Here is a 25,047-nt window from a genome sequence, read left to right on the forward strand (position 1 = left end):
AATTGATACGCTAGTTGGGTTAGCTTCTTTTTTATTGAATCACATCCGGGGCCCAGTCAAATTCGAGGCTCGGATCGGCATTTAAATCGAGCCCCGCAAAGTGACCCTCCTTAAATAAGACGTACCCAGCGGCACCAATCATTGCAGCGTTGTCCCCACATAGTTTGCGGGGGGCCATGATTAGCTGCGTCGCTGGTAATTGATCGATTGCAGCAGATAACCTAGTTCGAAGGCCATTATTAGCAGCAACTCCCCCTGCTAGGATCAACTGCTTTACCGGGTAGTTTTTAAGTGCCCGTAACGTCTTATCCACTAATACGTCCACCACCGCATTTTGAAAACTAGTCGCAAGGTCGTCATGGTTTAACTTATTGCCAACCTGTTCAGCATGGTGGTAGGTGTTAATGAACGCACTCTTCAACCCGCTAAAGCTGAAGTCGTAATTGGCATCCTTATCCATTGCCCGGGGAAAATCAAAGGTATCATTTCCCTTTGCAGCCATGGCATCGACCGTTGGCCCAGCGGGATAATTAATCCCCATCACCCGGCCCACCTTATCGTAGGCTTCACCGGCAGCGTCATCACGGGTTTCCCCAATAATTTGAAATTCACCCTCCTTGGGCATGTAAACCAATTCGGTATGCCCACCGGAAACGACCAGCGCAAGGGCGGGGAACTCAATTGGTTCCACAAACCGCGCTGCATAGATATGCCCAGCCAAGTGGTTGACTGGAATTAGCGGTAATTGGTGGGCCCAGGCCACCATCTTGGCTGCCGTGACCCCAATCAACAGGGCTCCCACTAAGCCAGGACCATAGGTAACCGCTACCGCATCTAAATCATCATACGTTACGTTAGCTTCTTGCATTGCATCCCGAATACAAATCGTAATTTCTTCAATATGGTGCCGGCTGGCCACTTCTGGCACCACGCCGCCAAACCGTTTATGGCTTTTAATTTGAGTTGCCACAACGTTGGAAAGAATCTTTGCGCCATTTTCAATAATTGCCACACTGGTTTCATCACAGCTGGATTCAAACGCCATCATTAAATTTCGTTTCAAAATCATTCCCCCGCTTTATAATCCGTAGTTATTTGGGCTATCATCGATTTCACTAATGTCTAGTGTCATGTCGATTGCATCTTCTTGGTTGTCTACATAGTAGTTATTCTTGATTCCAGTTCGTTTAAACCCTAAGTCTGAGTAAAGGTGTTGCGCACTATAATTACTGCTCCGTACCTCTAGGGTGATCTTAGAATATTCAATTCGCCGGGCCTTTTTAATAATAACGGTCAACAGGTAGTACGCCAATCCCCGGTGTTGAAATTCCTTTTGCACCGCTAAATTGGTGATATGGCACTCCTTATTTTTTTCAAACATGGCACAACCAATAAACGCCACTAGTTGATCTTGATACCTAATTACTAAATATAGCCGATCTTGGTCCCGCTTAAGTTCACGCAGCATGGCGGTATAGTTCCAAGGCGTTTTCCCATCATAAACTGATTTTTCAATCTTTAGTAGTTCTGGAATATCAGTAACCATGGCCTTCCCAATAAAGTATTTAACATCTTTAATTTCAATAATGTGATTTTTAACCGCAATTTGCTGCTCACGAAATACCTGATCACTCTTCAAAAATAAATTGCGGTACCATCTCTTAAACTTTTTCAACATATGAACTTGAATCCTCTTCCGGGTGTAATTTTTGCCAGTCGGCTTCTGCTTTGGTCAATCTTAGGTAGTTGGGAACGAATGAATCAATGTCTTGAACGGCAGGTAAGGTTTGCCCAAATAACCCGAGATTAGCTGCTTGGGGCAACTTATTCAAGTTTTCAGCCATTGTAAAGTTAGCGGGGAGCTGGTCTGGAAAGTGGTCAGCATCCCCCACCCCAATAATCGATTCATCCTTATAGCTTGCGAGTTTGGTCAACCACCGGGATAGTTCAACGTGTTGATCAGGAATGACAACCGTTGGTTTCCCATCCTTAATTCGGTATAATCCCGCAAATAAATTTTGATTCCGCGCATCGAACATTGGGCTAATTAATTGCCTTTCGCGGGTGAAGTTTAATGCGAGGGTTTGTAAACTTGAAACGCCCACTAACTGAATGCCCAGCGTAAAAGCTAGGACCTTCGCCGTCGCCGTTGCAATTCGGATTCCAGTGTATGAACCGGGACCATATGCGACTACCACCCGGTCTAAATCAGCTGGTTTCAGTCCACAGTCCTTCATCAGCCCATCAATAATGGGGAGCAGAAACTGCGCGTGTTTTTGGTGGGTCGTCGTGGTCGTGGTTGCTAGAATTTGTCGATCCTCTAAGACGGCAATGCTTAGGGGGCGATTGGAAGCATCTAATGCTAAAACCTTCATATAATAATCTCCCTATTTGTCATTAATGTTTATGAACTCAATTATATACCATCTAATGATAATAAAAAAAGCGAACTAGATTTTAATCTACCTCGCTATCATTCTGCCACGTAAAATTAGCAACTGCCGCTATCTTTCCGTTGTTATGAATTTCATGTTTCGTAACAATTTGATCATCAACGGTCGTTCGTTCGTAGTTACTTTCAATCATCGTTCCGTAACGGACTTCGTTATCATACTTTAGATTAATGTGGGCCGGAAAGTGACTAACCAAAAATTCGTATGGTAATAAATCAATCATCCAATCTAAATACCGAGTATTATTAACGTGGATATTAGTATCAATATCGCTATACCGCGTTCGGTATTGATGACTGGTGGTTACCGTATCAATCTTTTTGGGCCTCTTTAAGTGCGGCGTCATTTTCACCGCTTTAGATTGGTACGGATCAACAATTTCGTGGGGAATGGGTGCCAGTCGCCGTTGTTCTACGTTCATTGCCACCCATAAGCTCTTAATGTATGCACATTGCCGGCCGGCTTCATCTAAAATCCAAAATTCACGAAATGCGAAGAATTTATTATATGAAGTGGATTGAGTCTGGAGCGTAATGTGTTCATCAGTCTTTGGAAGGTGGTCAATATCGAGGTCGTATTGAATCACCACCCAGGTCACTCCGAACGATAAAATAAACTCGTCGGTTAATGCAAGGGCATTATTTTGATCTTGAGAAACCATGATTGCCATATTGATCAACATTGGAATCGTAACCCGATTTTGGTTATCCGTTTCGTAATAGGTGACCCGATGGCGCTCACTATATTTATCTGTGATAGGTCATCAATCCTCCTTTTCAATGTGATGATAGAGGTTATAGACTACTTGTTTCTTTATTTTATGCAGCTTTGCAACCTGTTTAATTGCAGCATTTGGTTTATCACCTTGGCCAATGAAGTACTCGACTTGTTCAGGAATGGTCAGCCCCGCCAGTTCATCGTTAGCATCGTTTTCAGGTTCAAAATGAGCGTTGCCCTCCACGATAATTACAAATTCACCTAAAATCCGGTTCGTCTCAGCCCAGTTCAAAAGCTCGGCTAGGGTTCCCCGGTGGAAGTCTTCGTATCGTTTTGTAATTTCGCGACATAAAACCGCTTTCCGATTTTCACCAAACGCTTTCACCATGTTCTTAAGCGTTTTTTTCAACCGATGGGGCGCTTCATATAGAATAATGGTTTCTTGATGGCGATTTAATTCAGCTAATTCAGCCATTTGTTCGCTAGGCTTCCGATCCAAAAATCCGTAAAAATAAAACGGTTGGGGGGCTAAACCAGACGCAATCAACCCGGTTAGTCCCGCATTCGCTCCTGGGAGGGGAACCACCGGAATGTTGGCCTCAATACATGCAACCACTAGTTCGTGCCCAGGATCGCTGATGGACGGCATCCCCGCATCACTAGCTTGGGCAATCGTTAATCCTGATTGCAACTTTTGAATTAGTTCTGGAATCCGTTCCTGGGTATTATGCTCATGAAAGCTAATTTCCTTAGTATCAATTTCAAAATGGTTCAATAACTTTTGGGTGTTCCGGGTGTCTTCGGCAGCAATTAAGTCCACTTCACGAAGTACCTTCACCGCTCTAAATGTCATATCTTCTAAATTGCCAATTGGCGTCGGAACTAAATACAGGGTTCCGGTGTCATGCTTAGCAAAACTGTGTTGAACTTGCAATTTAATCCCTAACTTTCTTATTTTCGATTGATAATTTCATCACAGAACATGCACCCTTCACCATTTTCACGGGGTTTCCCATAAAATTGGTTACAAACATGAAATCCAGCATTAAATAGTTTTTCTAATGTTTTGCGGGATTCACTATGCTTTTGGGTCTTTTGGGGCTGCGTTTTTGGATTGTGATCTTCCTTTGAGCGGGATTCCAAAAGTTCTCTTAAATGTTGGTTTTCAATTTCTAGTTCTGAATTTTTCTCTAAAACCTCGTTCATTGCCTCACGAAGTTCAGAAAAACGGGTCAACATTAACTTCGTCTGTGACTCCATATTTTTAAAACCAGTATATAATTCTTTATTATTCAATGTTAATTTCACCCTTATTAATTGTTTATTCCAACTCATCAAGTGCCATTAGCGTTGATGCTTCCAATAGGCTTTGGAAGTTGATGTTGGCCGCTAAATCACTATTATTCTTAAGCATCAATTCAATTATATTGAGTAATTTTAATTTTGGAATCTGAAATGCAATCTGGTGAATCTGGTTCGTGATTTGGGGGAAGTTTAGCTCGTGATCATCAACTGCGTTGAATTTAACATCCAAAACATCCCGCCAGACTTCAATCAACATATCGAGGACAACCCGCTTAGCAGCTTGATTGTTAACCAATGGCATAATATCAGTTTGCACCATCGTAAATGCGATTGGGGTCCGCTTATTCAATTCAATAAACCATTGACTAACTGCAGTTTGTAGCTTCACAAACCAATCATTTTCAAACCATTCCTTAACGGTATCAATGTTATTCGTCATTTTCATAATCAGATTAAAGTAGGATTGTTCAATTCCATTTGCAGCTAATTCCTTTGCAAAAATCGCTGGTGCAAGCGCAGGAAATTCAACTAACTGAGTTCTGGAAACAATGGTTGGGAGCACCTGCGTCTTATTACTCGTTAGCAGGAACGAAACCACGTTTCCAACCGGTTCCTCAATGAATTTTAACAGGCTATTTGCAGCTTCAGTAGTCATCAAGTCAGCCCCATCAATGATGAATGCCTTTTGATTGCCCTCCACTGCACTCTTCGAAAATTCAGCCTTTAACATTCGAACCTGGTCAATTTTAATGCTAGCACCATCTGGTTCGACAATCACCACGTCTGGATGTTGCCGATTCGCAATTCGCACACACTCATTGCATTGGCCACAAGGCTTTCCGGCATGCGGATTAACACAAAATAACGCCATGGTTACCTGAAGTGCAACCGCGAGCTTACCCGCACCGGGCTCCCCACTAAACAGGTAGGCGTGGGTCAGATCATGATTGCTAATCACGTGGGCAAAATGGTCAACTAATTGTGGTTGCTTAGCATCTGCATCATGAATAACGGGGTTCGCAACTAACTTTGGCATTAGAATTGATGGAATGCATCCATTGGTAAGATCATGACGGTTGCACCACCGACTTGAATCTTAACTGGATATGAACCTTCATTAGCACCACCATCCAAATTAACTGGTGGGGTCATGTACTTCTTTCGCGTCCGGGAAATATTCTTGATAATATCAAGGGTCTTTTGCACCTTTTCGTCATCAATTCCAATCATGTAAGTGGTGTTTCCAGACTTCAAAAACCCACCGGTAGTTGATAACTTAGTTGCTCGAATGTTGTTCTTAATAAACGCATCTTGTAATTCACTAGTATCCTTATCCTGAATAACTGCAATCAATAATTTCATTATTTAACACTCCTATTTAGGTAATCATCTAAAATTGTTAGTACCTTTGTGCAAACTTCATCAATCGACTTAGTTGCATCAACGCTTACAATCCGATCCGGATTATCATGGACTAATTGCTGGTAAGCAGCATGGACCCGATTATGAAACGCCTTGGTTTCGACGTCCAATCGGTCCACTTCATCAACGCTTCTGTGCTTAGCAATCCGTTCCAATCCCACTTCAACTGGCACGTCAAAGTAAATTGTAAGGCCCGGCATCAAACCAGCAGTCGCAAATTGATTCATGTCATAAACCGCTTGGTAACCGATTTGACGGCCACCACCCTGATAGGCAATTGAACTATCTAAATACCGATCACTCAGCACCAATTTTCCAGCATTGAGGGCTGGTAAAACGGTCTCCACTAGGTGCTGACGCCTAGCAGCAGCATATAAAAGCGCCTCTGTTTTAGGATCCATTTCCTCATTATTACGGTCTAAAATCACATTTCTAATCATTTCAGAAATGCGGTTCCCTCCAGGTTCACGAGTGAGGATCACTGGCGTTTCTAATGAACCATTCAATGTTTCAAAAACCCGCTTTAATACAGTGGTCTTTCCAGCTCCATCAGAGCCCTCAAACGTAATAAAATTTTTATTCATTGGTAAATATCCTTTTTATTTTCTACTATAATTGTACTGTATTCAAAGTTTATTCGCAAAATAAAAGGGATTTAAAACCACCATCATGATTTTAAAATCCCATTAATAGTCAAAAACCGATGACTGAATCCGATTGTTGTGCACCTTCCGGAATCTAGCTTCTCGATATAAATATAGATACTTGCAACGGGCAAGTTGGGTTTGAGCAATAATCTCGCCGTCCACTTCCGAAATTGCATTTTGTGTTTCTTGTGCTCGGTCCCATTCGGACTTGGCATCATCGATGGAATCTAGTAGTTCCTGATCGTAGAGGGCCTTATTCTTTTGGGCATTCGTCTTTCTACCAAACATAAATCCTTCGCTCCTAAATCTCAGTTCGACCTTGAACGGCTTTAAATAAAGTCATTTCATCAGCATATTCAATATCACTACCGACAGATAAGCCATGTGCCAGCCTAGTTACCTTAATGCCAGCCGGCTTAATTAACTTGGATAGATACATCGCAGTGGCTTCTCCTTCCGGCGTCGCATTAGTGGCAATGATAACTTCATTAACCGCTTCATTAGCCTGCAACCGTTTAATTAATGAACGAACGTTTAATTCATCCGGGCCCTTCCCATCCATTGGGGATAAAACACCCCCCAGTACGTGGTATAGACCGTGATAATCCTTCATTCGTTCCATTACCATAATGTCCTTCGGCTGTTCAACCACCAAAATTTCTGACTGATTCCTAGTGGGGTCTTGGCATATTTCACACGGGTCTTCATCAGTTAAGTTCCCACAGATCGAGCAATAACGTAGCTTATCCTTAGTTTCGGTCAACGCTTCAGCAAAGTTAGCAATATCGTTCTTATCCATATTCACCGTAAAGTAAGCCAATCTAACGGCTGTTTTCCGGCCAATTCCTGGTAGGTGCATATAGCTATCGATCAACTTTGCAATTGGTTCTGGGTACTGCATTTAAATTCCTTCTTTATTTTACATTCCTGGCATCCCATTGGTGTACTTACCAAGGGTGCTTTGAGTAGCTTCATCAATCTTAGCAAGGGCGTCGTTAACGGCAGCTAAAACTAAATCCGATAGCATGTCTGGATCTTCTGGGTCGATTACTTCGTGGTTAATTTGCATGTCAACCATCTTACGATCACCAGTAAAGGTAACCTTGACCATGTCATCTGGAGCGGCACCCATAAATTCTTGCTTGTTTAATTCGGCTTGTTCTTCGCCCATTTGTTTTTGCATCTTTTTAACTTGCTTAAGCATCTTGTTCATGTTCATTCCGTTCATCATTATTATCAACTTCCTTTATCTAATCGTTTTTAACATCTACAATATCATTTCCAAATAATTCAGTGGCCTTAGTCACAACCTCTGGAGCGGCACTTTTAGCTACCGCGTGGTCGTCAGCCATCGAATCTGGTGTATCACCATGGTCAGTCTTGGGACCTTGGTCAGCACTTTGGGGCGCGGTGTTTTGATCACTATCTGATTGACGGTGCGTCCGTTTATGAATCAGATAGTCATTGCGAATCTTTTGCCACTGCTCCTCTGGCACGAACGTCAGGTCCGGGGTGTAGCCAATAATGCGGTCTAATCCATTGCCAACAGCATCAATCAACTCACGGTCATTAATTGCCTTTTGGTAAAAAATGTTGTAACTAAATGATACCACAACCCCACTATCGCTGGCAGCAACTGGTTTCGTAATATTCATTAAAGATCTGTGAACAACATCTAAATTTTGGACCAGCTCATCCCAAGCTCCTTGAATGCGGTTGAGGTCCTTTCTAGTGGCGTGATCCAAGATCGGGTAAATCTTGCTGAGGTTGACCCGTTCCGAACGGTTCGTTGGCTGGGCTTGTTTAGCAGCCGGTCTGCTTACTGGTGAAGCTGGTTTTACATCCGATGGTCGTTCGGCAACCGGAGTGGATTGGACCGATTGAGCCCGCCCCTGCTTAAGGGAGTTAATTTGTTGCTTTAGATCGTCAATTTGACTCGCCAAGTTCTGAATCACCTGACTATCAGCACCCTCACTAATTCCCTGGTGGTTCCCAATCGTTGCAATTTTAACCGTTAGTACCTCCAAATAAACATCCGGATGGAGTGTATAACGCATTTGTTGTTGGATATTATTTAGGGTTTCGATGATTTGATAGATTACATCAGCATTAGCATCGGTTGATAACTGTTTGAACTGGTCATCAACAATCCCTAATTCTTGTTCTAGTACCATTTCCGGTGCTTGTTTATACAATAAGATGTTTTGGTAGTAACTAATTAAATCCTCGATAAATTGACTAGCGTCTTTCCCTGCATCCATAATTTTGCGAACGGAGACCAATGCAGCCTTCACATCCTGATTAAAGACCTGACTGACGTACTCAAATAGTAACGAAGTCGTAACACTCCCCGTAACTTGCAGTGCATTTTCATAGGTAACAACGTCATCACCATACGACATCGTCTGATCCAGAATGCTCAAAGCATCCCGCATTCCCCCTTCAGCCGCCTTCGCAATTACCCGTAACGCCCGGTCATCGTACTGCACGTCCTTTTGGTTTAGAATGTACTCCATGCGTTCTAAAATGTCTCTGGGTTGAATGCGTCTAAAATCAAACCGCTGGGTTCGTGAAATAATGGTCGCTGGTAACTTGTGGGGCTCAGTCGTTGCTAAAATAAAAATAACGTTTGCTGGTGGTTCTTCCAATGTCTTTAGGAGGGCGTTAAACGCTCCTGTCGAGAGCATGTGCACTTCATCAATAATGTACACCTTATAGGTTGCTTCCGTTGGAGCATACTTGGCCTTATCCCGGATGTCTCGAATTTCATCCACCCCATTATTAGAAGCAGCATCAATTTCAATTACGTCGTTTAAAGTCCCGTTAGTAATCGCCTGACAGATTTTGCATTCATTACACGGTTCCCCATCTTTTACATTTGGACAGTTAACCGCCTTCGCAAAGATTTTAGCAGCAGATGTCTTCCCGGTCCCCCGGGGACCAGCAAAGAGGTACGCATGGCTAATTTGATCGGTAATAATGGTGTTCTTTAACGTTTCAGTAATAACCGGCTGGCCAACTAAGTCCGCAAACTTTTGGGGCCGCCAAACCCGGTACAATGCTTGATAGCTCATCTGCTCTTCCTCCTAATAACGATTGCACTCAAAAATCAACTAGTATTAATTATAGATGGAAACCACCCTAATTTCTATCATCAACGACAGTTAAAAATAAAAAAGCTCCTAGCCTAATAAAGACTAAGAGATTGTATTCTATGTACGAGAAGCACAGAACGTAGGAAACTTAGTGCTGCTTCCTTCCGGATCTGACACGGTTCGTTAGCACATCCTTGCTTCAAGGCCTAACGGCAGATACTATCTTAACTTATTTTACTTAGCTTGTCCAGACCGACGCGCTAATTTCTTACGGCGGCGTGCCGCTTTAAAGAAGGACTGCATTATCTGTTTGGATTCAGCAGCCAACACCCCACCCGTTACGTTTACCTGGTGGTTAAATCGTTGATCATTTAATACTTGGTAGAGGCTATTAACGACCCCTCCCTTTTGATTGACCGATCCATAATAAAGGTTTTTAATCCGGGCATTTAGAATCGCCCCAGCACACATTAGGCACGGTTCAACGGTGACATAGAGATCGCAATCTTCTAACCGCCAGCTGCCAATCGCTCGACAAGCCTCTTGAATCGCAAATATCTCAGCGTGGCCAGTTGCGTCTTCCGATAGCTCCCGGAGGTTGTAGCCGGTCCCAATTACCCTGCCGTTTTGAATCACGACCGCTCCTATGGGAACTTCGTGGATGCGATAGGCAATCTGAGCCTGAAATAGCGCCTGGCGCATTCCATCATCAATTTGTTGACTATCCATTTGAACGCTCCTTTACTATGCCCTTTTTGTACTTTCCAAGATGTAGTAGCCCTTATCACGCTTTAAAACTTTACAGTTGCCAAAGGTGGTCGTCATTAACTTCTTTGCGGAAGGCGCCCCCTGCTTTTTTTGTAGCACGACGGTCAGTCGCCCTAAATCAATTAAGTGCTCATACGCGCCAGTAATCATGTTATCAACTACCTCCTTACCAGCGCGAACTGGCGGATTGGTAATGATTGCTGCAAAATGATCTGTAATGGATTGATAACCGTCTGAATTTTGGATCGTTACGTTATCCACGTGGTTTTGACGGGCGTTTAAATCAGCCAAATGCAGGGCCAAATTATTTACATCAACCATCGTAAACTGACGGTCCGGATGTTTTTTAGCTAACGCTAGGCCAATGGGGCCATAACCACACCCTAAATCTAGGACTGGTCCAGCAGGAAGCTCGCTAATTGCCACGTTACTAATCAGGACCCGTGAACCATAGTCTACGGTTCGCTTAGAAAACACTCCGTTATCGGTAGTGAATGTAAATTGATTCCCGAGTAAATCAAAATTCCAACTCTGTTCTTGGTGTTTCACGTCGGGATTTGGTGTATAATAATATTCAGTCATTTTTATCATCCGTTTCTATCTTTTAATCGATTTGCAAGTTAAAATGCCATTAAAAAAATTGTTTCACACATTATCATGATACCACATATAGTGTTACACGAATTAACAAACACTATGTGTGGTATTTTTCATTGAATTTATTTTCTAAGCGTGTAGAATTAAATCATGTTAATTATCAATTAAGCAAGTGCTTAATTGATATATCGAAATCAAAATTATCTGTTGGAGGTCACGCTTATGGCACAAATTACCCTATACTCAAAAAATAACTGCATGCAATGCAAGATGACAAAACGATTCTTACAAGAACACGATATTGAGTTTAATGAAATTAACATTAATGAGCAACCAGAATACATTGACACATTAAAATCAGAAGGATTTATGGCAATGCCTGTTGTTAAGGCGGATGGAATTGATGCCTTTAGCGGTTTTAGACCTGATCAATTAAACAAATTATCAGTGCTAGCATAAGCTTAAATAATTCTACTACAATGGCGATGTCTGTAAAGACTTCGCCACTTTTATTTTAGCAAACTTTGAGAGGAAGAGTGGAGAAATAATGGGACTATCAAATTTAAAGGATGTTACTTACTACGATTTAAATAATGAAATTAACATCCCTGTAAATGGCCAAATACAATTAGATAAGGATAAGGAGGCACTGGCTGCCTTTCTATCGGAAAACGTCCAACCCAACACTAAGCAATTTGCTTCACTAAAGGAGCGTTACCAATATCTAATTGACAATGATTACATTGAAGAAGGCTTTATTAAGAAGTATCACTTCAGCTTTATTGAAAAGCTATACGACTACTTAAAAGCCCAAGATTTTCATTTCAAGACCTTTATGGCTGCATATAAATTCTATGCCCAATACGCTCTCAAGACTGACGATAATGAATACTACTTAGAAAACTTCATTGATCGCGCAGCCGTAAACGCCCTTTACTTTGCTGACGGAAATGAAGAACTAGCAATGAGCCTTGCTAACGAAATTATCAATCAACGTTACCAACCAGCCACCCCTAGCTTCTTGAATGCCGGGCGGAAGCGGCGTGGTGAATTGGTTTCTTGTTTCCTAATTCAAACCACCGATGACATGAATACCATCGGAAGAACCATTAATTCCGCCCTCCAACTCTCTAGAATCGGTGGTGGAGTGGGAATTAACCTTTCCAACCTTAGAGCTGCTGGTGACCCAATCAAGCATATTGAAGGGGCCGCTAGTGGAGTGGTTCCAGTTATGAAACTCTTGGAAGATAGTTTTTCATACTCCAACCAATTAGGCCAAAGACAAGGTGCCGGAGTGGTTTATTTAAGTGTTTTCCATCCCGACATTATCTCATTTCTATCCGCTAAAAAGGAAAATGCAGATGAAAAAATTCGGGTTAAGACCCTTTCACTAGGGGTAACGGTTCCTGATAAGTTCTATGAACTAGTTCGCAACGACGAAGATATGTACCTATTCAGTCCATACGACGTTGAAAGAATTTATGGTGAACCATTCTCATACGTTGACCTTTCTAAGGAATATGACAATATGGTTAATAATCCTGAAATCAAGAAGACTAAGATCAAGGCTCGGGAGTTAGAAACTGAAATCAGTAAGCTCCAACAAGAATCCGGTTACCCATACATTATTAACATCGACACTGCCAACCGGGCTAACCCAATTGACGGTAAGATCGTTATGAGTAACCTCTGTTCAGAAATTATGCAGGTGCAAGAACCATCCACCGTTAACAACAAGCAGGAATACGTTAAACTAGGAACCGACATTTCATGTAACTTAGGTTCCACTAACATGGTCAACATGATGGAAAGCCCAGACTTTGGTAAGTCCATCGAAGCAATGGTAAGAGCATTAACATTCGTTACCGACCATTCAGACATTGACGTAGTCCCTTCAATTCAAAACGGTAATAAGCTTGCCCATACGATTGGATTAGGAGCTATGGGACTCCACAGCTTCCTAGCTAAGAACCACATTGAATACGGTGCTCCCGAATCAATTGAATTTACCAGCGTTTACTTTATGCTCTTAAACTACTGGACCCTAAAGGTTTCTAACCAAATTGCAAAGGAACGCAACCACACATTCCATAACTTTGAAAAGAGTAAGTACGCTGACGGGACTTACTTTGATAAGTACGTTACAAAGGATTGGGGACCAAAATCCGATAAGGTAAAGAACCTGTTTGATGGAATCTTTGTTCCAGGAACTGATGACTGGGCAGCACTAAAAGCCGCCATCATGAAGGATGGCCTTTACCACCAAAACAGACTAGCGGTTGCTCCAAATGGTTCGATTTCATACATTAATGATACGACCGCCAGTTTACACCCAATTATCAGTAGAATCGAAGAACGGTATGAATCAAAAATTGGTAAGATTTACTATCCTGCACCATACCTTTCCAACGATACGATTAAGTACTACAAATCAGCTTATGACATTGACATGCGTAAAGTAATCGACGTATATGCAGCGGCCCAAGAACATATCGATCAAAGCATGAGTTTAACCCTATTCATGCGTTCCACCATTCCAGAAGGACTATACGAATGGAAGAACGGCCGGACCGATAAAATGTCTACTCGGGACCTAAACATCTTGAGAAACTACGCCTACTACAAGGGTATCAAGTCGCTATACTACGTTAGAACCTTCACTGACGACCAACAAGAAGTTGGTGCTAGTCAATGTGAAAGCTGTGTTATTTAAGATTATTTAATAGATGGTTGTTTAATTACTATTTATTAGTTATATTATTAATAGTTTACAATCTGAAAATATTCTTAAATTGATAGGAGAGCTTCATGGAAAATTATAAAGCAATTAATTGGAACGCCATTAACGATGAAATCGATAAGGCGACCTGGGAAAAACTAACCGAACAATTTTGGTTAGACACCAGAATCCCCCTTTCAAATGATCTTCATGACTGGCGAAGTCTAGATGAAGATCATAAGTGGGTCGTTAGCCACGTTTTTGGTGGGCTTACACTACTAGATACATTGCAGTCCCAAGACGGAATGGCCGCCCTACGCCAGGACGTTCGGACCCCTCACGAAACCGCAGTTTTGAATAACATTCAATTTATGGAATCAGTTCATGCGAAAAGTTACTCATCCATTTTTTCCACTTTAAACACCAATGAAGAAATTAAGGAGATCTTTGAATGGAGTGACAGTGAAGAATTCTTGCAAAATAAGACGAAGCAGATTTACACCCTTTACCATGATGATAGCCATCCACTAAAGAAAAAGGTTTCAAGCGTGTTTCTCGAAACGTTCCTATTCTATTCTGGATTCTTCACTCCCCTTTGGTACCTTGGTAATAACAAGTTACCGAACGTGGCTGAAATTATCAAGTTAATTTTACGGGATGAATCAGTTCACGGTACCTACATTGGTTACAAGTTCCAATTAGCATTTAACCAACTTCCTGATGCTGAAAAGGAATCTATCAAGAGCTGGATGTACGATTTTCTTTATGAGCTATACGCAAACGAAGAAAAGTATGTTCACGTTCTTTACGACCAAGTTGGTTGGTCTGATGAAGTCCTTACATTCACCCGTTACAATGCTAATAAAGCCCTCATGAACCTGGGACAAGATCCAATGTTCCCAGATACTGCAGATGACGTTAATCCAATCGTAATGAATGGAATTTCCACTTCAACTGCTAACCATGACTTCTTCTCCCAAGTTGGAAATGGATACCGCTTAGGACAAGTAGAAGCAATGAATAATGATGATTATAACATTGGGCGGCCTAAAAAATAGTTGCTAAAAGTGTTCCCTCTGGGGAGCATTTTTTTATTGCATAAAAAAACGGCGGAATTAAAATTTAACTCCGTCGTTTTGGTTTATTTAGATGAGAACTGTGAAATAATCTTAAATGGTCCCCGGGGCCGTTCATCGCCCACCCGTTCGTTAACTAGTAACAGAATTTGAAGCATTGTAAAGATCAGCGAACTCTTTCGCCGATAAACAATGTAACGGGGAACCCAAACGTTAACGTATTTTTCCTTATAGGATCTTAACCCTTGGAAACTATAGAAAGATTGGCCATACTTATAAACTAAGTTTGCAATCTTTTCGTCAATAAAACTAAATCGTGAGCGGCCCACATTTGAAAGTGGTGCCATTCCTAAATTAAAGTATTGGTACTTATTTTCCAGTGAATATTGGAAAAGGTTAATGAAGATTCCATCCATGATTCCGGAAGGTGCATCATCACTAGAACGCATCAAATCAATTGATGTCACTTCATGTTCACCAGTCGGCATAATGTTAGCAAATGCTACCACCCGCCCGTCTTTATTCTTCATAATCGCAATTGGGGCCTGGTTTAAGTAATATGGATCAAAGTAACCAAGTGAAAAGCCCTTTTCAGAATTACCATTTAGCCATTGATCAGAGATGGTTTTTAATTCATCCATAAATTGATCATCGAAAGGTGGGTTCACAATTGAAAATTCATACCCATCCCGTTCAAATTTATGCATTAACGCCCGTTCACCACGGTGCTTTTTCCCAACTAGCGTAAACTTGCTGAGTTCAACCATTCCCTCTTCACCGGCCTTGGTGAAGTCAAATCCCTTTTCATGCAGAATCATGGTGAACTTCTCACCAACTTCATAGAATACCAGTGAAAGACCAATCTTATCGGCATCAATCATGAACTGATCGATTGCGTTAGAAAACTTAGTCTTATTTCCCACTGGTTCACCCATGATTACTAGTTTATTTGCTTTTCGTTTGAACATGAAGAAGACTTGGTCTTGATCATCTTCAGAATAAAAGTAAATTTGTTTATCACGAACAAATGCCAGGTGGCTAACTTCGTTGCCCCCAAACTCATCAATGATGCTTCGAATCCGTTCAGCATTAAATGGCTGGTCTAACCAGTCATTCTCCTTCGTTGAGAAGTAACGATAGATAATTACTAGAATCAACGAAGCAGCTAGCAGCCCTAAGAAACCAGCAAACCAAACCTGTTGCGATGGGAATAGGTATGCATTGGGCTGTTGGAAGAAGCCCTTAAACGGACCGTGCCGGAAGTTATGATGGAATCGATTGTATACCCCAAGAAACGTATAAGCAGTGAACGTGAATGTAAAGATAATTACATCCATGATTCTTTGACCCCATGAATATGATAAACGGGAGCGGTATAGCGAACCCTTGGAAGCCCATAGTAATAGCAATAAGACAATCGATAGAATCGACATGTTAACTGGAAAACTTTCCTTCCAAAGGGTATTACAGATTGCAATTAGTAATACCACTAACGTTGGCCAAAAAGCGCGGTAAACCCGTGATCCATAACCACGGGCCAATCCGATTAGGATAAAAGCAACGATAATCGTGGAGAGTTGGTTTAGGAAGTAAAATGTATACGGCTCAAATGAGAGGTAAAAACTATTTACTAGTACCACGTTCGGCAACGTAATCGAAAGTAACAACATAATTCCTGAAAAGTAAAGGAAACACGTCATTAATAATTGTGCGGTTCTTTGGAAAACCGTTTTTGGAATATCATCTAAAAATTCATTGATGCGTTTTCCGTAATCATGAATAAAAAGAATCAGTGCGATAATAAACGGAATTACATAATAGAAGATTCTGTATAGTGCTAGCCATACTAACGTTTGCGGCTTATCAACCCCTAATAGAATCAATCCGGTGGTAATGGTTAAGTCAAACCCACCTAGTCCACCGGGGGTCATTCCAATTACTCCCATTACATTAGCAATAATAAATAGCGGGAATACAGATGCCATATTAACATCCACGTGCATTAAAGAACCGATAATGATGAATAATCCGGCACAGCTCCCCCACTCTAAGCAAGATCCTAAGATCAGGGTTACTTCTCGCCTTAGGGTTAAATCTTCAAAAAAGGCGGAGTTATTTACCCGTGTAATAATGAAAACAATTGGAAAGTACAAAGCACCAGCAAATAGGAAGGGCCAGTAATTCGATAAGATTCCATCCATATCGAACCCAAATATCATGATTAACGAGATCCAACAATAAGTGGAAAGTCCAGCTAATAGGAATAGGGCAATCTTAGAAATTGCATATAAAATTTCCTTTGGTTTGGCATTTTCATTATAGAAGTTTGCTCGCAGACTAGCCCCAATTAAACCACCTAGCCCTAAAATGTTGGTAAATGAATTCGTAATCCAACCTGTTTTTAGAATGTAGAATGGATTAAACTTTCCAGGTAGGAATTTTACAATCGTGAAATCATAAATTAACATGGGTAGCACTGCGACTAATCCCAACACTAGCATAATGATCAATGCTACGGGCGACTGACTTTCAAAACTAGCCTTGACTTGACTACCGTTAACTTCAGAAATAATTTTACCAAATTCACGAATTGAAAAAATCAAAACTGAGAAAATAAATAGAATCCGGATAACCTTTAGGTGCTTAAAAAAGAAGTCTTTGGTTCCTTGATATAAAGATTTCAACGGAAGTGCCCTCCATATCTAAATTTCATTCCAACAAAAAAGCAAAAAAGCGCATGGCATCATAAATGCCACACGCTTTAAGCTTAATACTAAAATTACTTAAGGGTAACAGTAGCACCAGCAGCTTCAAGTTGTTCCTTGAGCTTGTTAGCTTCTTCTTCTGAAGCGCCTTCCTTAACAACTGCAGGAGCGCCATCAACCATGTCCTTAGCGTCCTTCAAGCCAGCACCAGTGATTTCACGAACTGCCTTGATAACCTTGATCTTAGCACTACCAGCTGAAGTTAATTCAACGTCGAATGAATCCTTAGCGGCACCAGCGCCACCAGCAGCACCAGCAGCTGCAACTGGAGCAGCAGCTGAAACACCAAATTCATCTTCGATTGACTTAACTAAGTCGTTTAAGTCAGTAATTGAAGCATCTTTAAGTTGAGCAATAATATTTTCTTTATCAAAAGCCATTTTATTTTCCTCCATTTTGGATAAATTTTAATTTTTAAGCGGCACTATCGTCGTCTTTACTGTCAGCAATTGCCTTAACACCGTAAGCAACGTTCCGAATAGGAGCTTGCAATACGTTAGCAAGAGTAGCAAGTAATTCGTCACGACTTGGTAATGAAGCGAATTCATTAATTTCATCTAATGAAGCAACCTTCTTTTCAATCATACCACCCTTGATAACAAGTGCGTCATTATTGTCAGCAAAGTTCTTCAAAATCTTTGCGGGAGCAATTGGATCTTCGTTAGAGAAGGCAACTGCAGTAGGTCCCTTAAAGATATCCTTTAATTCGTCATAACCTGCCTTTTCAGCAGCACGGCTGATAACGTTGTTTTTAATAACGTTAAATGAAACGTCAGCATCACGTAATTGCTTACGTAAATCGGTAACGTCAGCAACGTCTAACCCACGATAGTTAACAACGATCGCAGAGTTAGCATCTTGCAATTTCTTTGTAAATTCTGCTACTAATTCTTCCTTAGCAGCTAAAACATCTTTACGCATCCATTTTCACCTCCCAAAGTTTTTTGGGATTTAAATAAAAAAATCCCCACGCCTACCCAGACATAGAGAGAATCGAATTCCTCGGCAGGATGTTTAAGGCAAATGCCACCTGAGTCTTAGGTAGATTTATATAACAGACTAACTATACCACAAGTGATAATCGCAGTCAATATGAGGATTTTTTATTTTGATCCTAAATTAATAATCTAGAATGATTCAACGTCAACCTTAACCCCAGGGCCAAATGTTGAAGCGATTGAAATGTTCTTAATGTAAGTTCCACGCACTGAAGCAGGGCGGTTCTTAGCAATAATGTTCTCAATTTCTTTTAAGTTACCAACTAGCTTGTCAGCATCGAATGATACTTTACCAACTAAAACAGCAACGTTTCCGTCACGGTCAGTACGGTAAGTAACTTGACCTGCTTTGGCATCATTAACAGCCTTAGCAACGTCCATCGTAACAGTACCAGTCTTAGGGTTTGGCATTAAACCTTTAGGTCCAAGAACCCGACCAAGACGACCAACTTGAGCCATCATATCAGGAGTAGCGATTGCGACGTCAAAGTCTAACCAACCGTCTTGAATCTTTTCAGCTAAATCAGCATCACCAACAAAGTCAGCGCCAGCTTCCTTAGCAGCAGCAGCCTTGTCACCCTTAGCAAATACAACAACCGTTTGATCCTTACCAGTACCATTTGGTAGCACAGTAGCACCACGCAATTGTTGGTCAGCTTGCTTAGTATCAACATTTAAGTTAAATGCAACTTCGACACTTGCGTCAAAGTTTGCAAAATCAATTTTCTTAACCAAGTTAACTGCATCTTCAACAGAGTAAGCCTTTTCGCGGTCTACTTGCTTAAGTGCATCTTGGTATTTTTTACCTCTATTACGAGCCATGTGTATTTTCCTCCTTGCAATTGTGGTTATAACGGATAAACCTCCCACTTGACACCCTAACATTGATTAGAGTATCGGGGCCTACCCACAGTATGAATGAAATTACTTAACAGTGATCCCCATACTGCGTGCAGTACCTTCGACCATACGCATTGCGGCTTCTACATCAGCTGCGTTAAGATCTTTCATCTTAGTTTCGGCGATTTCCTTCACTTGATCCTTGGTAACTTCTGCTACCTTGTTAGTGTTAGGTTCACCAGAACCCTTTTGAATTCCAGCAGCCTTCTTTAATAATACAGAAGCTGGTGGAGTCTTAGTGATGAATTCAAATGAACGGTCATCGAAAACAGTAATAACAACTGGGATGATAGTACCAGCTTGATCAGCGGTACGGGCATTAAAGTCCTTAGTGAATCCCATGATGTTAATTCCAGCTTGACCTAAAGCAGGTCCAACTGGAGGAGCGGGTGTTGCTTTACCCGCAGGAATTTGTAATTTAACTACATTAGCTACTTTTTTAGCCACGAGACATACCTCCTTAAGTCCGTGTGTGGTAAATGGAGATAGAAATTTCTCCTCCCACTTTCAACATATGCAAAAACATACAAAAGTAAATATAACACAAAACTAATTCTGTTTCAAACTTTTATTCAATTGGTTTAACTTGATTAAAGTCTAATTCAGCACTAGTTTCTCGACCAAACATATCAATATCAACCTTGAGCTTGGCTTTTTCATTATCAATTTCAATGATTTTTCCAGATAATCCTGAAAAAGCACCATCAATAATCGTAACGGTATCCCCAACCTTAGCATCAATTTCCTTGGTTTCAGGAGCTTGATCCAAGCGGCTTAAGATTAATTCTACTTCTTCTGGAAGTAGTGGCGTAGGCTTACTCCCTTGTCCGTGAGAACCGATAAAACCAGTTACTCCTGGAGTGTTTCGAACAACGTACCAAGATTCGTCAGTCATAACCATTTGAATTAAAACGTATCCAGGGAACGTCTTATCCATTTTAATCTTATCTTTTCCATTTTTAACTTCGTGTTCTTCTTGTTCGGGAACGACAACTCTAAAAATATAATTAGACATCCCCATTGATTCCTTACGTGATTCAATGTTAGCTTTAACACGGTTTTCATAACCAGAGTAAGTATGTAGAACATACCATTGCTTTTCTGCTGATTCTACCATTCCAGATTGCTCCTTTATCTTTAATCCGACAATATATCAAGAATATTATATCATAATAACTAATCAGACTTAATTATGCAAAAAAATTCCAAAATAAAAAAACCTCACATTGTAGGTTTTTCATATTTTATAAGAGTTTTAATAGTATCTGAACTAAACTATCAACAACCGCAAAGAAAATCGAGAAAAGAACCGCAACCCCTAAAACAGTTGAAGTATCTTCCCGGGTTTGTTTAGCATTAGGCCAAACAACAATTTTCATTTCTTGTACAACGCTCTTTAAAAAATTAATGAATCGCATAAGATCCTCCTACTAGCGTGTCTCTCGATGCAAAGTATGCTTTCCGCAATGCTTGCAGAATTTCTTAACTTCTAATCTTTCAGTTCGGTTTGGGTTATCATCGGTAACGTAGTTCCGAGCCCCACACACTGAACATGCTAATACTAATTTGTTTTTTGACATAGGAATACCCCCTACGTAATCATTTAAATATTAGCATGTTAAACTTTGCTAGTCAAACATCGCTAACCATTCATTTCGTCGCGGTATTGGTTAAATTTGCGCTTGCAACGTTCAAACGCATTTACAATTTTACTTTCTGAACAATTATATTTAATTGCAATTTCACGAATCGTAGTGGTTTTAAACATTTCCAGTAAAATTCCGCGCTCTAGAATCGATAGCCGCCCTAAAACCACCTCAATTTGCTCGTTTTGCAAGATGATTTTTTCAGGACAAACAGCACTCAAATCCATTACAGTATCGGAATAGAAATTCTCAAACGCATCGAATGAACTAACTGCACTATCGGGTAAGCGTTTTTTAGCATTTTTACGCCGAATCAAATCAAAAAAGCGATTTTTTAAGGCCTGTCGATAGAAGCTTCCGAAGCTGACCCCTCGATCACAATCGTATTGTTCAATAATTCTTATTAACACAATCATTGCCTCTTGGTGCCAATCTTCCCGTTCCATTCCATTAATGAAATACTGACGCCAAATCTTATTAACAACGGGGGTATACTTCTTAAAAAGAACCGCAATAGCGCTCTCATCCCCGGATTGAATCGCACGAATTAAATTCGTTTCTTGGGTAATCATTTCGTGATTAATAGTCACTTCGGACAACTCCTTTTCTAAACTTAAGATCAATTTAGCAAAAAGGTTGGTTGTCAACAAGCGAACGTTTATTCTTAACAAATGGACCAATTTTAAAATATTAATAGATTAATATTTACTTAATCCCATTATTTACCAGAAAGGTGATCCCGAAGCCGTGCCAGTTTGTTTAACTGCTGGTCTGAAAACGGTGAATTGCGACCACTACCGAGGTTCTTATAACTATGAACATGGCGCGTGATTTCCTTTTTTGCCCGCTTCACATCTTGTAACAAGTCGCGAGATGATAGTCTTAACGCCCCAGCTGAAAAGACAGTCCACTGTTCAGCTTGATCACTGGTTACTACAATTACCTGTGTAAATCGGGATTGCTTTTTACGGGCTAAGGATTCAATATAGCTATCTGCGGTTTCATCCTTACTGGTCCAAACCACATCTAGGTTATAATGCTTATCTTTTTTGGCCATTCCCGGCACGTACATCGCATCAAAAATTATTACCATATTAATTTTTCGATACTTCTTGTATTCTGATAAAATTCGTAATAATTCATCACGTGCTTCTGGTAATCGATTATCCAACTTCAGTTCGTTTAATTCTGGCCAACTCCCAATAACATTATAAGCATCAACCAATAACAACTCCTCTTTCATATACATTCAACTCCATTACTTTATGATAATGGATTTCTGGAGTTAAAACATTGATACATTAGTAGTCCAGCAGCTACACTGGCGTTTAAACTTTGCAATTGCCCAACCATTGGAATGGTCAACATTTCATCAACCTGTTTCTTCAAAAGGGGTGCAATTCCCTTTCCCTCGTTTCCAATAATCAAAGCAACCGCGCCATTTCCATTCCACTTCCGATAGTCTGTGCCATTAACATCGGTTCCAAAAATCCAAACGTTGCGGTCCTTCAATTCATTTACAGTTTGTACTAAATTAGTTACCCGTGCCACTGGAACCCGTTCGATTGCTCCAGCAGATGTTTTGGCAACCGTTGAAGTTAAGCCAACCGCCCGGTGCTTTGGAATGATAATTCCAGAAACCCCAGCAGCGTCAGCAGTTCTCATAATTGAGCCCAGATTATGAGGATCCTCAATACTATCCAAAATCACAAAAAACGGATCCGTTCCCTTTTTAGCTGCATTTTCAAACAAATCGTCAATTGTTGCGTATTTATAAGAAGCAATTGCTAGAATCACTCCTTGGTGGTTCTGGTGATCTGAAAGTAAATCCAGCTTGGCCTTTGGCACCATTGAGACGATCAGATGACGACCCTTAGCCAGTTTAATAATTTCGCTAACAACTGAATCTGTTTTTTTAATGCCATCTTGAAGAAACACCTTGTTAATTTCCTGCTTACTTCTTAATGCCGCAACTGCAGGGTGGCGACCAATTACAAAATCATCATTACTTTTCATGAACAATTCTCCCGTTATCAACCTGTTCTATACACCAATTCGCTAAGTAATTCAGTCGATCCAACTGGTTACTTAATGATAGGTAGCCCATTAACGCTTCAAATCCAGTTGAAATTCGATAGGTAACAACACTAGTGTTTTTGGCATGGGTGTAGCTTTTCGCATTCCGGCCTCGCTTAAACACGGCCTGTTCTTCATCAGAAAGGATTCCATCGGCTTCCATTAGATTAATCAACGCTGCCTGGGCCTTTGCAGAAACGTACTTTGTTGCCACTTTTTGAAGGCGATTCGGTTTAGTAATCCCTAGTGTTAGGAGGTGCTTGCGAATATAAACCTCATAAACGGAGTCCCCTAGATAAGCAAGTACAATTCCATTTAATTGATTATAATCGACGTTATTATCTGTCATTATGATTCCCTTCTAAATCGGGTTCCCTGTGCTGTATCTTCTAGCACAATTCCCTGCGCTTTGAGTTCTTCTCTAATTTGATCGCTCCGTTCAAAGTTACGATCCTTACGCGCTTGATTTCGTTCTTGAATTAATGCTTCGACCTTTTGATCGTCTAATTTAGCCACTTCAAATTGAATTCCAAAGATTCCGGCTAACTGACGGAGACGTTGTAAAATTAACTTGACGGTATCCTTAAAGACTAATGGTCGTTCTGAATAAACGTTCCCCAGCTTAGCAAGTTCATAGACCTTGTCAATTCCATTTTGAGCGTTGAAATCATCGTCCATCGCATCTTGAAAGTCGGCTTGAATTTGTCTAATTTCTTGATCAACCTTAGGATCATTATATTCATCAGCATCCTTCAAACGGTAGGTTAGGTTTGTATACGCCGTTTGAATCTTCTTTAGATTAGCAGCCGCCGTATTTAAGTTCGTTGGGTTGTAATTAATTGGCCGCCGGTATTGAGTTGTTGACATCAAGAAACGCACTACCTTGGGATCAGTAGTCTTAACTAAGTCATGAACGGTAACGAAATTCCCTAATGACTTACTCATCTTTTCGTTATCATCACCAACGGTTACAAACCCATTGTGCATCCAGTAGTTAACAAACTGCTTGCCAGTCTTAGCTTGACTTTGGGCTCGTTCATTTTCGTGGTGGGGAAATTCCAAATCAATTCCACCACCATGGATATCGATTGTTTCACCCAGGTACTTAGTGGACATTACTGAACATTCAATATGCCAACCCGGACGTCCCTTTCCCCATGGTGAGTCCCATGCAATTTCATCACCTTTTTGGATCTTCCAAAGGGCAAAATCAATTGGATCTTCCTTTTGGGCGGTCTCTTCGTCACTAACGTGTTGGCTAGCACCAGCCTCTAATTCATCAATACTTTCGTGAGCCAATAGTCCATAGCTTTTAAACTTCCGAGCTCGATAGTAAACGTTCCCATCAACAACGTATGCATAACCCTTATCGACTAGGGCCTTAACGAATTCAATAATTTCTGGAATGTTTTCGGTTGCACGGGGATGCTTAGTTGCTGGTTCAACGTTTAATGCCCTGGTATCCTCCATAAAAGCAGCAATGAACTTATCAGCTAGCTCAGGAACCGTAATCCCCTCTTTTTTGGCAACGTTAATCATCTTATCGTCAACATCGGTAAAATTAGAAACGTAATTTACTTGATAGCCACAGTATTCTAGGTAACGCCGAATTGTATCAAAGGCAACGACACTGCGTGCGTTACCAATGTGGATGTAGTTATAGACGGTGGGTCCACAGACGTACATATTCACTACTCCTGGATGAATTGGTTCAAATGTTTCTTTTGCTTGAGTTAATGTATTGTAAATTTTTAACACACCCTACACCCCAATCTAACATATTTAATAGTATTTTCATTTTAGCATAAACTAATCAATAATTAACAATAAAAAAGGGTTCGTTAACGATAATTTACCGTTAAT

Annotated in this window: 31 protein-coding genes, 1 other RNA gene and 1 other annotated feature; of the genes, 3 read left to right on the forward strand and 29 right to left on the reverse strand. The window is 40.8% G+C overall.

Going from position 1 to position 25,047, the window contains the following annotated elements:
• Positions 1-31 precede the first annotated feature (31 nt).
• The 16 genes from tsaD to HZL42_RS06490 all read right to left on the reverse strand — a co-directional run bounded on the left by tsaD (position 32) and on the right by HZL42_RS06490 (position 10,989).
• Entirely contained in the window at positions 32-1,069 is a 1,038-nt protein-coding gene (gene tsaD / locus HZL42_RS06415; protein ID WP_219282756.1) for a tRNA (adenosine(37)-N6)-threonylcarbamoyltransferase complex transferase subunit TsaD, read from the reverse strand.
• Positions 1,070-1,078: 9 nt separating this feature from the next.
• Entirely contained in the window at positions 1,079-1,678 is a 600-nt protein-coding gene (gene rimI, locus HZL42_RS06420; RefSeq protein ID WP_219282757.1) for a ribosomal protein S18-alanine N-acetyltransferase, read from the reverse strand.
• Entirely contained in the window at positions 1,662-2,375 is a 714-nt protein-coding gene (gene tsaB / locus HZL42_RS06425; RefSeq protein WP_219282758.1) for a tRNA (adenosine(37)-N6)-threonylcarbamoyltransferase complex dimerization subunit type 1 TsaB, read from the reverse strand. Before tsaB ends, rimI begins: the two co-directional genes overlap by 17 nt.
• An 82-nt stretch (positions 2,376-2,457) precedes the next feature.
• On the reverse strand, positions 2,458-3,210 hold the full coding sequence (locus HZL42_RS06430) for an acyl-ACP thioesterase domain-containing protein (RefSeq protein WP_219282879.1): 753 nt from the start codon (positions 3,208-3,210) through the stop codon (positions 2,458-2,460).
• Between the two features lie 6 nt (positions 3,211-3,216).
• Positions 3,217-4,104, reverse strand: a complete 888-nt coding sequence (gene rsmI, locus HZL42_RS06435) for a 16S rRNA (cytidine(1402)-2'-O)-methyltransferase (RefSeq protein WP_219282759.1) — start codon at positions 4,102-4,104, stop codon at positions 3,217-3,219.
• A gap of 17 nt (positions 4,105-4,121) precedes the next feature.
• Positions 4,122-4,466: a DNA replication initiation control protein YabA gene (locus tag HZL42_RS06440; protein ID WP_219282760.1), complete on the reverse strand. Its 345-nt coding sequence runs from the start codon at positions 4,464-4,466 to the stop codon at positions 4,122-4,124.
• A 25-nt stretch (positions 4,467-4,491) separates the two neighbouring features.
• Positions 4,492-5,511 carry a DNA polymerase III subunit delta' gene (gene holB, locus HZL42_RS06445; RefSeq protein WP_219282761.1) on the reverse strand — a complete coding sequence of 340 codons (1,020 nt, stop codon included), beginning with the start codon at positions 5,509-5,511 and terminating at the stop codon, positions 4,492-4,494.
• Positions 5,511-5,837 carry a cyclic-di-AMP receptor gene (locus tag HZL42_RS06450; RefSeq protein WP_219282762.1) on the reverse strand — a complete coding sequence of 109 codons (327 nt, stop codon included), beginning with the start codon at positions 5,835-5,837 and terminating at the stop codon, positions 5,511-5,513. The genes holB and HZL42_RS06450 overlap by 1 nt, the downstream gene beginning before the upstream one ends.
• Positions 5,837-6,481: a dTMP kinase gene (tmk, locus tag HZL42_RS06455; RefSeq protein ID WP_219282763.1), complete on the reverse strand. Its 645-nt coding sequence runs from the start codon at positions 6,479-6,481 to the stop codon at positions 5,837-5,839. Before tmk ends, HZL42_RS06450 begins: the two co-directional genes overlap by 1 nt.
• Before the next feature lie 102 nt (positions 6,482-6,583).
• The gene (locus HZL42_RS06460; protein WP_219282764.1) at positions 6,584-6,832 is read right to left on the reverse strand and encodes a YaaL family protein; all 249 of its coding nucleotides are present in this window, start codon (positions 6,830-6,832) and stop codon (positions 6,584-6,586) included.
• Between the two features lie 13 nt (positions 6,833-6,845).
• Positions 6,846-7,445, reverse strand: coding sequence for a recombination mediator RecR (gene recR, locus HZL42_RS06465; protein ID WP_219282765.1), 600 nt, complete (start codon positions 7,443-7,445; stop codon positions 6,846-6,848).
• Positions 7,446-7,463: 18 nt separating this feature from the next.
• A complete protein-coding gene (locus tag HZL42_RS06470) occupies positions 7,464-7,775 on the reverse strand; it encodes a YbaB/EbfC family nucleoid-associated protein (protein ID WP_219282766.1) in 312 nt (103 codons plus the stop codon).
• A gap of 19 nt (positions 7,776-7,794) precedes the next feature.
• Positions 7,795-9,618 carry a DNA polymerase III subunit gamma/tau gene (gene dnaX / locus HZL42_RS06475; RefSeq protein WP_219282767.1) on the reverse strand — a complete coding sequence of 608 codons (1,824 nt, stop codon included), beginning with the start codon at positions 9,616-9,618 and terminating at the stop codon, positions 7,795-7,797.
• Positions 9,619-9,758: 140 nt separating this feature from the next.
• Positions 9,759-9,845: signal recognition particle sRNA small type (ffs, locus tag HZL42_RS06480), an RNA gene on the reverse strand.
• Between the two features lie 28 nt (positions 9,846-9,873).
• Positions 9,874-10,368, reverse strand: coding sequence for a nucleoside deaminase (locus HZL42_RS06485; RefSeq protein WP_219282768.1), 495 nt, complete (start codon positions 10,366-10,368; stop codon positions 9,874-9,876).
• Between the two features lie 15 nt (positions 10,369-10,383).
• The gene (locus HZL42_RS06490) at positions 10,384-10,989 is read right to left on the reverse strand and encodes a class I SAM-dependent methyltransferase (protein ID WP_219282769.1); all 606 of its coding nucleotides are present in this window, start codon (positions 10,987-10,989) and stop codon (positions 10,384-10,386) included.
• A 237-nt stretch (positions 10,990-11,226) separates the two neighbouring features.
• On the opposite strand from HZL42_RS06490, the gene HZL42_RS06495 reads away from it, so the two are divergent.
• The 3 genes from HZL42_RS06495 to nrdF all read left to right on the forward strand — a co-directional run bounded on the left by HZL42_RS06495 (position 11,227) and on the right by nrdF (position 14,781).
• Positions 11,227-11,463 carry a redoxin NrdH gene (locus HZL42_RS06495; protein WP_219282770.1) on the forward strand — a complete coding sequence of 79 codons (237 nt, stop codon included), beginning with the start codon at positions 11,227-11,229 and terminating at the stop codon, positions 11,461-11,463.
• Positions 11,464-11,551: 88 nt separating this feature from the next.
• Positions 11,552-13,717, forward strand: a complete 2,166-nt coding sequence (gene nrdE, locus HZL42_RS06500; RefSeq protein ID WP_219282771.1) for a class 1b ribonucleoside-diphosphate reductase subunit alpha — start codon at positions 11,552-11,554, stop codon at positions 13,715-13,717.
• Positions 13,718-13,812: 95 nt separating this feature from the next.
• Positions 13,813-14,781, forward strand: coding sequence for a class 1b ribonucleoside-diphosphate reductase subunit beta (gene nrdF, locus HZL42_RS06505; protein WP_219282772.1), 969 nt, complete (start codon positions 13,813-13,815; stop codon positions 14,779-14,781).
• Between the two features lie 83 nt (positions 14,782-14,864).
• On the opposite strand, the gene mprF is transcribed toward nrdF, so the two are convergent.
• The 13 genes from mprF to cysS form a co-directional block, all read right to left on the reverse strand.
• Positions 14,865-17,483, reverse strand: coding sequence for a bifunctional lysylphosphatidylglycerol flippase/synthetase MprF (gene mprF, locus HZL42_RS06510; protein WP_219282773.1), 2,619 nt, complete (start codon positions 17,481-17,483; stop codon positions 14,865-14,867).
• Between the two features lie 95 nt (positions 17,484-17,578).
• Positions 17,579-17,944, reverse strand: coding sequence for a 50S ribosomal protein L7/L12 (gene rplL, locus HZL42_RS06515; RefSeq protein WP_219282774.1), 366 nt, complete (start codon positions 17,942-17,944; stop codon positions 17,579-17,581).
• A 34-nt stretch (positions 17,945-17,978) separates the two neighbouring features.
• Positions 17,979-18,485 carry a 50S ribosomal protein L10 gene (gene rplJ, locus HZL42_RS06520; protein ID WP_219282775.1) on the reverse strand — a complete coding sequence of 169 codons (507 nt, stop codon included), beginning with the start codon at positions 18,483-18,485 and terminating at the stop codon, positions 17,979-17,981.
• Positions 18,486-18,513: 28 nt separating this feature from the next.
• Positions 18,514-18,624: a sequence feature (ribosomal protein L10 leader region), on the reverse strand.
• Positions 18,625-18,691: 67 nt separating this feature from the next.
• Positions 18,692-19,384 carry a 50S ribosomal protein L1 gene (gene rplA / locus HZL42_RS06525; protein WP_219282776.1) on the reverse strand — a complete coding sequence of 231 codons (693 nt, stop codon included), beginning with the start codon at positions 19,382-19,384 and terminating at the stop codon, positions 18,692-18,694.
• Between the two features lie 102 nt (positions 19,385-19,486).
• The gene (gene rplK / locus HZL42_RS06530; RefSeq protein ID WP_219282777.1) at positions 19,487-19,909 is read right to left on the reverse strand and encodes a 50S ribosomal protein L11; all 423 of its coding nucleotides are present in this window, start codon (positions 19,907-19,909) and stop codon (positions 19,487-19,489) included.
• A gap of 121 nt (positions 19,910-20,030) precedes the next feature.
• On the reverse strand, positions 20,031-20,579 hold the full coding sequence (nusG, locus tag HZL42_RS06535; RefSeq protein WP_219282778.1) for a transcription termination/antitermination protein NusG: 549 nt from the start codon (positions 20,577-20,579) through the stop codon (positions 20,031-20,033).
• Between the two features lie 127 nt (positions 20,580-20,706).
• Positions 20,707-20,880, reverse strand: coding sequence for a preprotein translocase subunit SecE (secE, locus tag HZL42_RS06540; RefSeq protein WP_219282779.1), 174 nt, complete (start codon positions 20,878-20,880; stop codon positions 20,707-20,709).
• Between the two features lie 12 nt (positions 20,881-20,892).
• Entirely contained in the window at positions 20,893-21,042 is a 150-nt protein-coding gene (gene rpmG, locus HZL42_RS06545; RefSeq protein ID WP_219282780.1) for a 50S ribosomal protein L33, read from the reverse strand.
• A 62-nt stretch (positions 21,043-21,104) separates the two neighbouring features.
• Positions 21,105-21,698: a sigma-70 family RNA polymerase sigma factor gene (locus HZL42_RS06550; protein ID WP_219282781.1), complete on the reverse strand. Its 594-nt coding sequence runs from the start codon at positions 21,696-21,698 to the stop codon at positions 21,105-21,107.
• Positions 21,699-21,826: 128 nt separating this feature from the next.
• Entirely contained in the window at positions 21,827-22,351 is a 525-nt protein-coding gene (locus tag HZL42_RS06555) for an NYN domain-containing protein (RefSeq protein WP_219282782.1), read from the reverse strand.
• Between the two features lie 20 nt (positions 22,352-22,371).
• On the reverse strand, positions 22,372-23,124 hold the full coding sequence (gene rlmB / locus HZL42_RS06560; protein ID WP_219282783.1) for a 23S rRNA (guanosine(2251)-2'-O)-methyltransferase RlmB: 753 nt from the start codon (positions 23,122-23,124) through the stop codon (positions 22,372-22,374).
• The gene (locus HZL42_RS06565) at positions 23,114-23,533 is read right to left on the reverse strand and encodes a Mini-ribonuclease 3 (RefSeq protein ID WP_219282784.1); all 420 of its coding nucleotides are present in this window, start codon (positions 23,531-23,533) and stop codon (positions 23,114-23,116) included. Before HZL42_RS06565 ends, rlmB begins: the two co-directional genes overlap by 11 nt.
• Positions 23,533-24,942 (reverse strand): cysteine--tRNA ligase, encoded by a 1,410-nt coding sequence (cysS, locus tag HZL42_RS06570; RefSeq protein ID WP_219282785.1) that lies wholly within the window; start codon positions 24,940-24,942, stop codon positions 23,533-23,535. Before cysS ends, HZL42_RS06565 begins: the two co-directional genes overlap by 1 nt.
• Between the last annotated feature and the right edge of the window lie 105 nt (positions 24,943-25,047).

The sequence above is a fragment of the Lactobacillus sp. Sy-1 genome (genome assembly GCF_019303535.1).
Lineage (GTDB): Bacteria > Bacillota > Bacilli > Lactobacillales > Lactobacillaceae > Nicoliella.

Excerpts from the sequence above, each read along its gene's own strand:
- tsaD (WP_219282756.1), bottom strand. The coding sequence starts at position 1,069 with ATGATTTTGAAACGAAATTTAATGATGGCGTTTGAATCCAGCTGTGAT.
- rimI (WP_219282757.1), bottom strand. The coding sequence starts at position 1,678 with ATGTTGAAAAAGTTTAAGAGATGGTACCGCAATTTATTTTTGAAGAGT.
- tsaB (WP_219282758.1), bottom strand. The coding sequence starts at position 2,375 with ATGAAGGTTTTAGCATTAGATGCTTCCAATCGCCCCCTAAGCATTGCC.
- holB (WP_219282761.1), bottom strand. The coding sequence starts at position 5,511 with ATGCCAAAGTTAGTTGCGAACCCCGTTATTCATGATGCAGATGCTAAG.
- HZL42_RS06450 (WP_219282762.1), bottom strand. The coding sequence starts at position 5,837 with ATGAAATTATTGATTGCAGTTATTCAGGATAAGGATACTAGTGAATTA.
- tmk (WP_219282763.1), bottom strand. The coding sequence starts at position 6,481 with ATGAATAAAAATTTTATTACGTTTGAGGGCTCTGATGGAGCTGGAAAG.
- HZL42_RS06460 (WP_219282764.1), bottom strand. The coding sequence starts at position 6,832 with ATGTTTGGTAGAAAGACGAATGCCCAAAAGAATAAGGCCCTCTACGAT.
- recR (WP_219282765.1), bottom strand. The coding sequence starts at position 7,445 with ATGCAGTACCCAGAACCAATTGCAAAGTTGATCGATAGCTATATGCAC.
- HZL42_RS06470 (WP_219282766.1), bottom strand. The coding sequence starts at position 7,775 with ATGATGAACGGAATGAACATGAACAAGATGCTTAAGCAAGTTAAAAAG.
- dnaX (WP_219282767.1), bottom strand. The coding sequence starts at position 9,618 with ATGAGCTATCAAGCATTGTACCGGGTTTGGCGGCCCCAAAAGTTTGCG.
- HZL42_RS06485 (WP_219282768.1), bottom strand. The coding sequence starts at position 10,368 with ATGGATAGTCAACAAATTGATGATGGAATGCGCCAGGCGCTATTTCAG.
- HZL42_RS06490 (WP_219282769.1), bottom strand. The coding sequence starts at position 10,989 with ATGACTGAATATTATTATACACCAAATCCCGACGTGAAACACCAAGAA.
- HZL42_RS06495 (WP_219282770.1), top strand. The coding sequence starts at position 11,227 with ATGGCACAAATTACCCTATACTCAAAAAATAACTGCATGCAATGCAAG.
- nrdE (WP_219282771.1), top strand. The coding sequence starts at position 11,552 with ATGGGACTATCAAATTTAAAGGATGTTACTTACTACGATTTAAATAAT.
- nrdF (WP_219282772.1), top strand. The coding sequence starts at position 13,813 with ATGGAAAATTATAAAGCAATTAATTGGAACGCCATTAACGATGAAATC.
- rplL (WP_219282774.1), bottom strand. The coding sequence starts at position 17,944 with ATGGCTTTTGATAAAGAAAATATTATTGCTCAACTTAAAGATGCTTCA.
- rplJ (WP_219282775.1), bottom strand. The coding sequence starts at position 18,485 with ATGCGTAAAGATGTTTTAGCTGCTAAGGAAGAATTAGTAGCAGAATTT.
- rplA (WP_219282776.1), bottom strand. The coding sequence starts at position 19,384 with ATGGCTCGTAATAGAGGTAAAAAATACCAAGATGCACTTAAGCAAGTA.
- nusG (WP_219282778.1), bottom strand. The coding sequence starts at position 20,579 with ATGGTAGAATCAGCAGAAAAGCAATGGTATGTTCTACATACTTACTCT.
- secE (WP_219282779.1), bottom strand. The coding sequence starts at position 20,880 with ATGCGATTCATTAATTTTTTAAAGAGCGTTGTACAAGAAATGAAAATT.
- rpmG (WP_219282780.1), bottom strand. The coding sequence starts at position 21,042 with ATGTCAAAAAACAAATTAGTATTAGCATGTTCAGTGTGTGGGGCTCGG.
- HZL42_RS06555 (WP_219282782.1), bottom strand. The coding sequence starts at position 22,351 with ATGAAAGAGGAGTTGTTATTGGTTGATGCTTATAATGTTATTGGGAGT.
- rlmB (WP_219282783.1), bottom strand. The coding sequence starts at position 23,124 with ATGAAAAGTAATGATGATTTTGTAATTGGTCGCCACCCTGCAGTTGCG.
- HZL42_RS06565 (WP_219282784.1), bottom strand. The coding sequence starts at position 23,533 with ATGACAGATAATAACGTCGATTATAATCAATTAAATGGAATTGTACTT.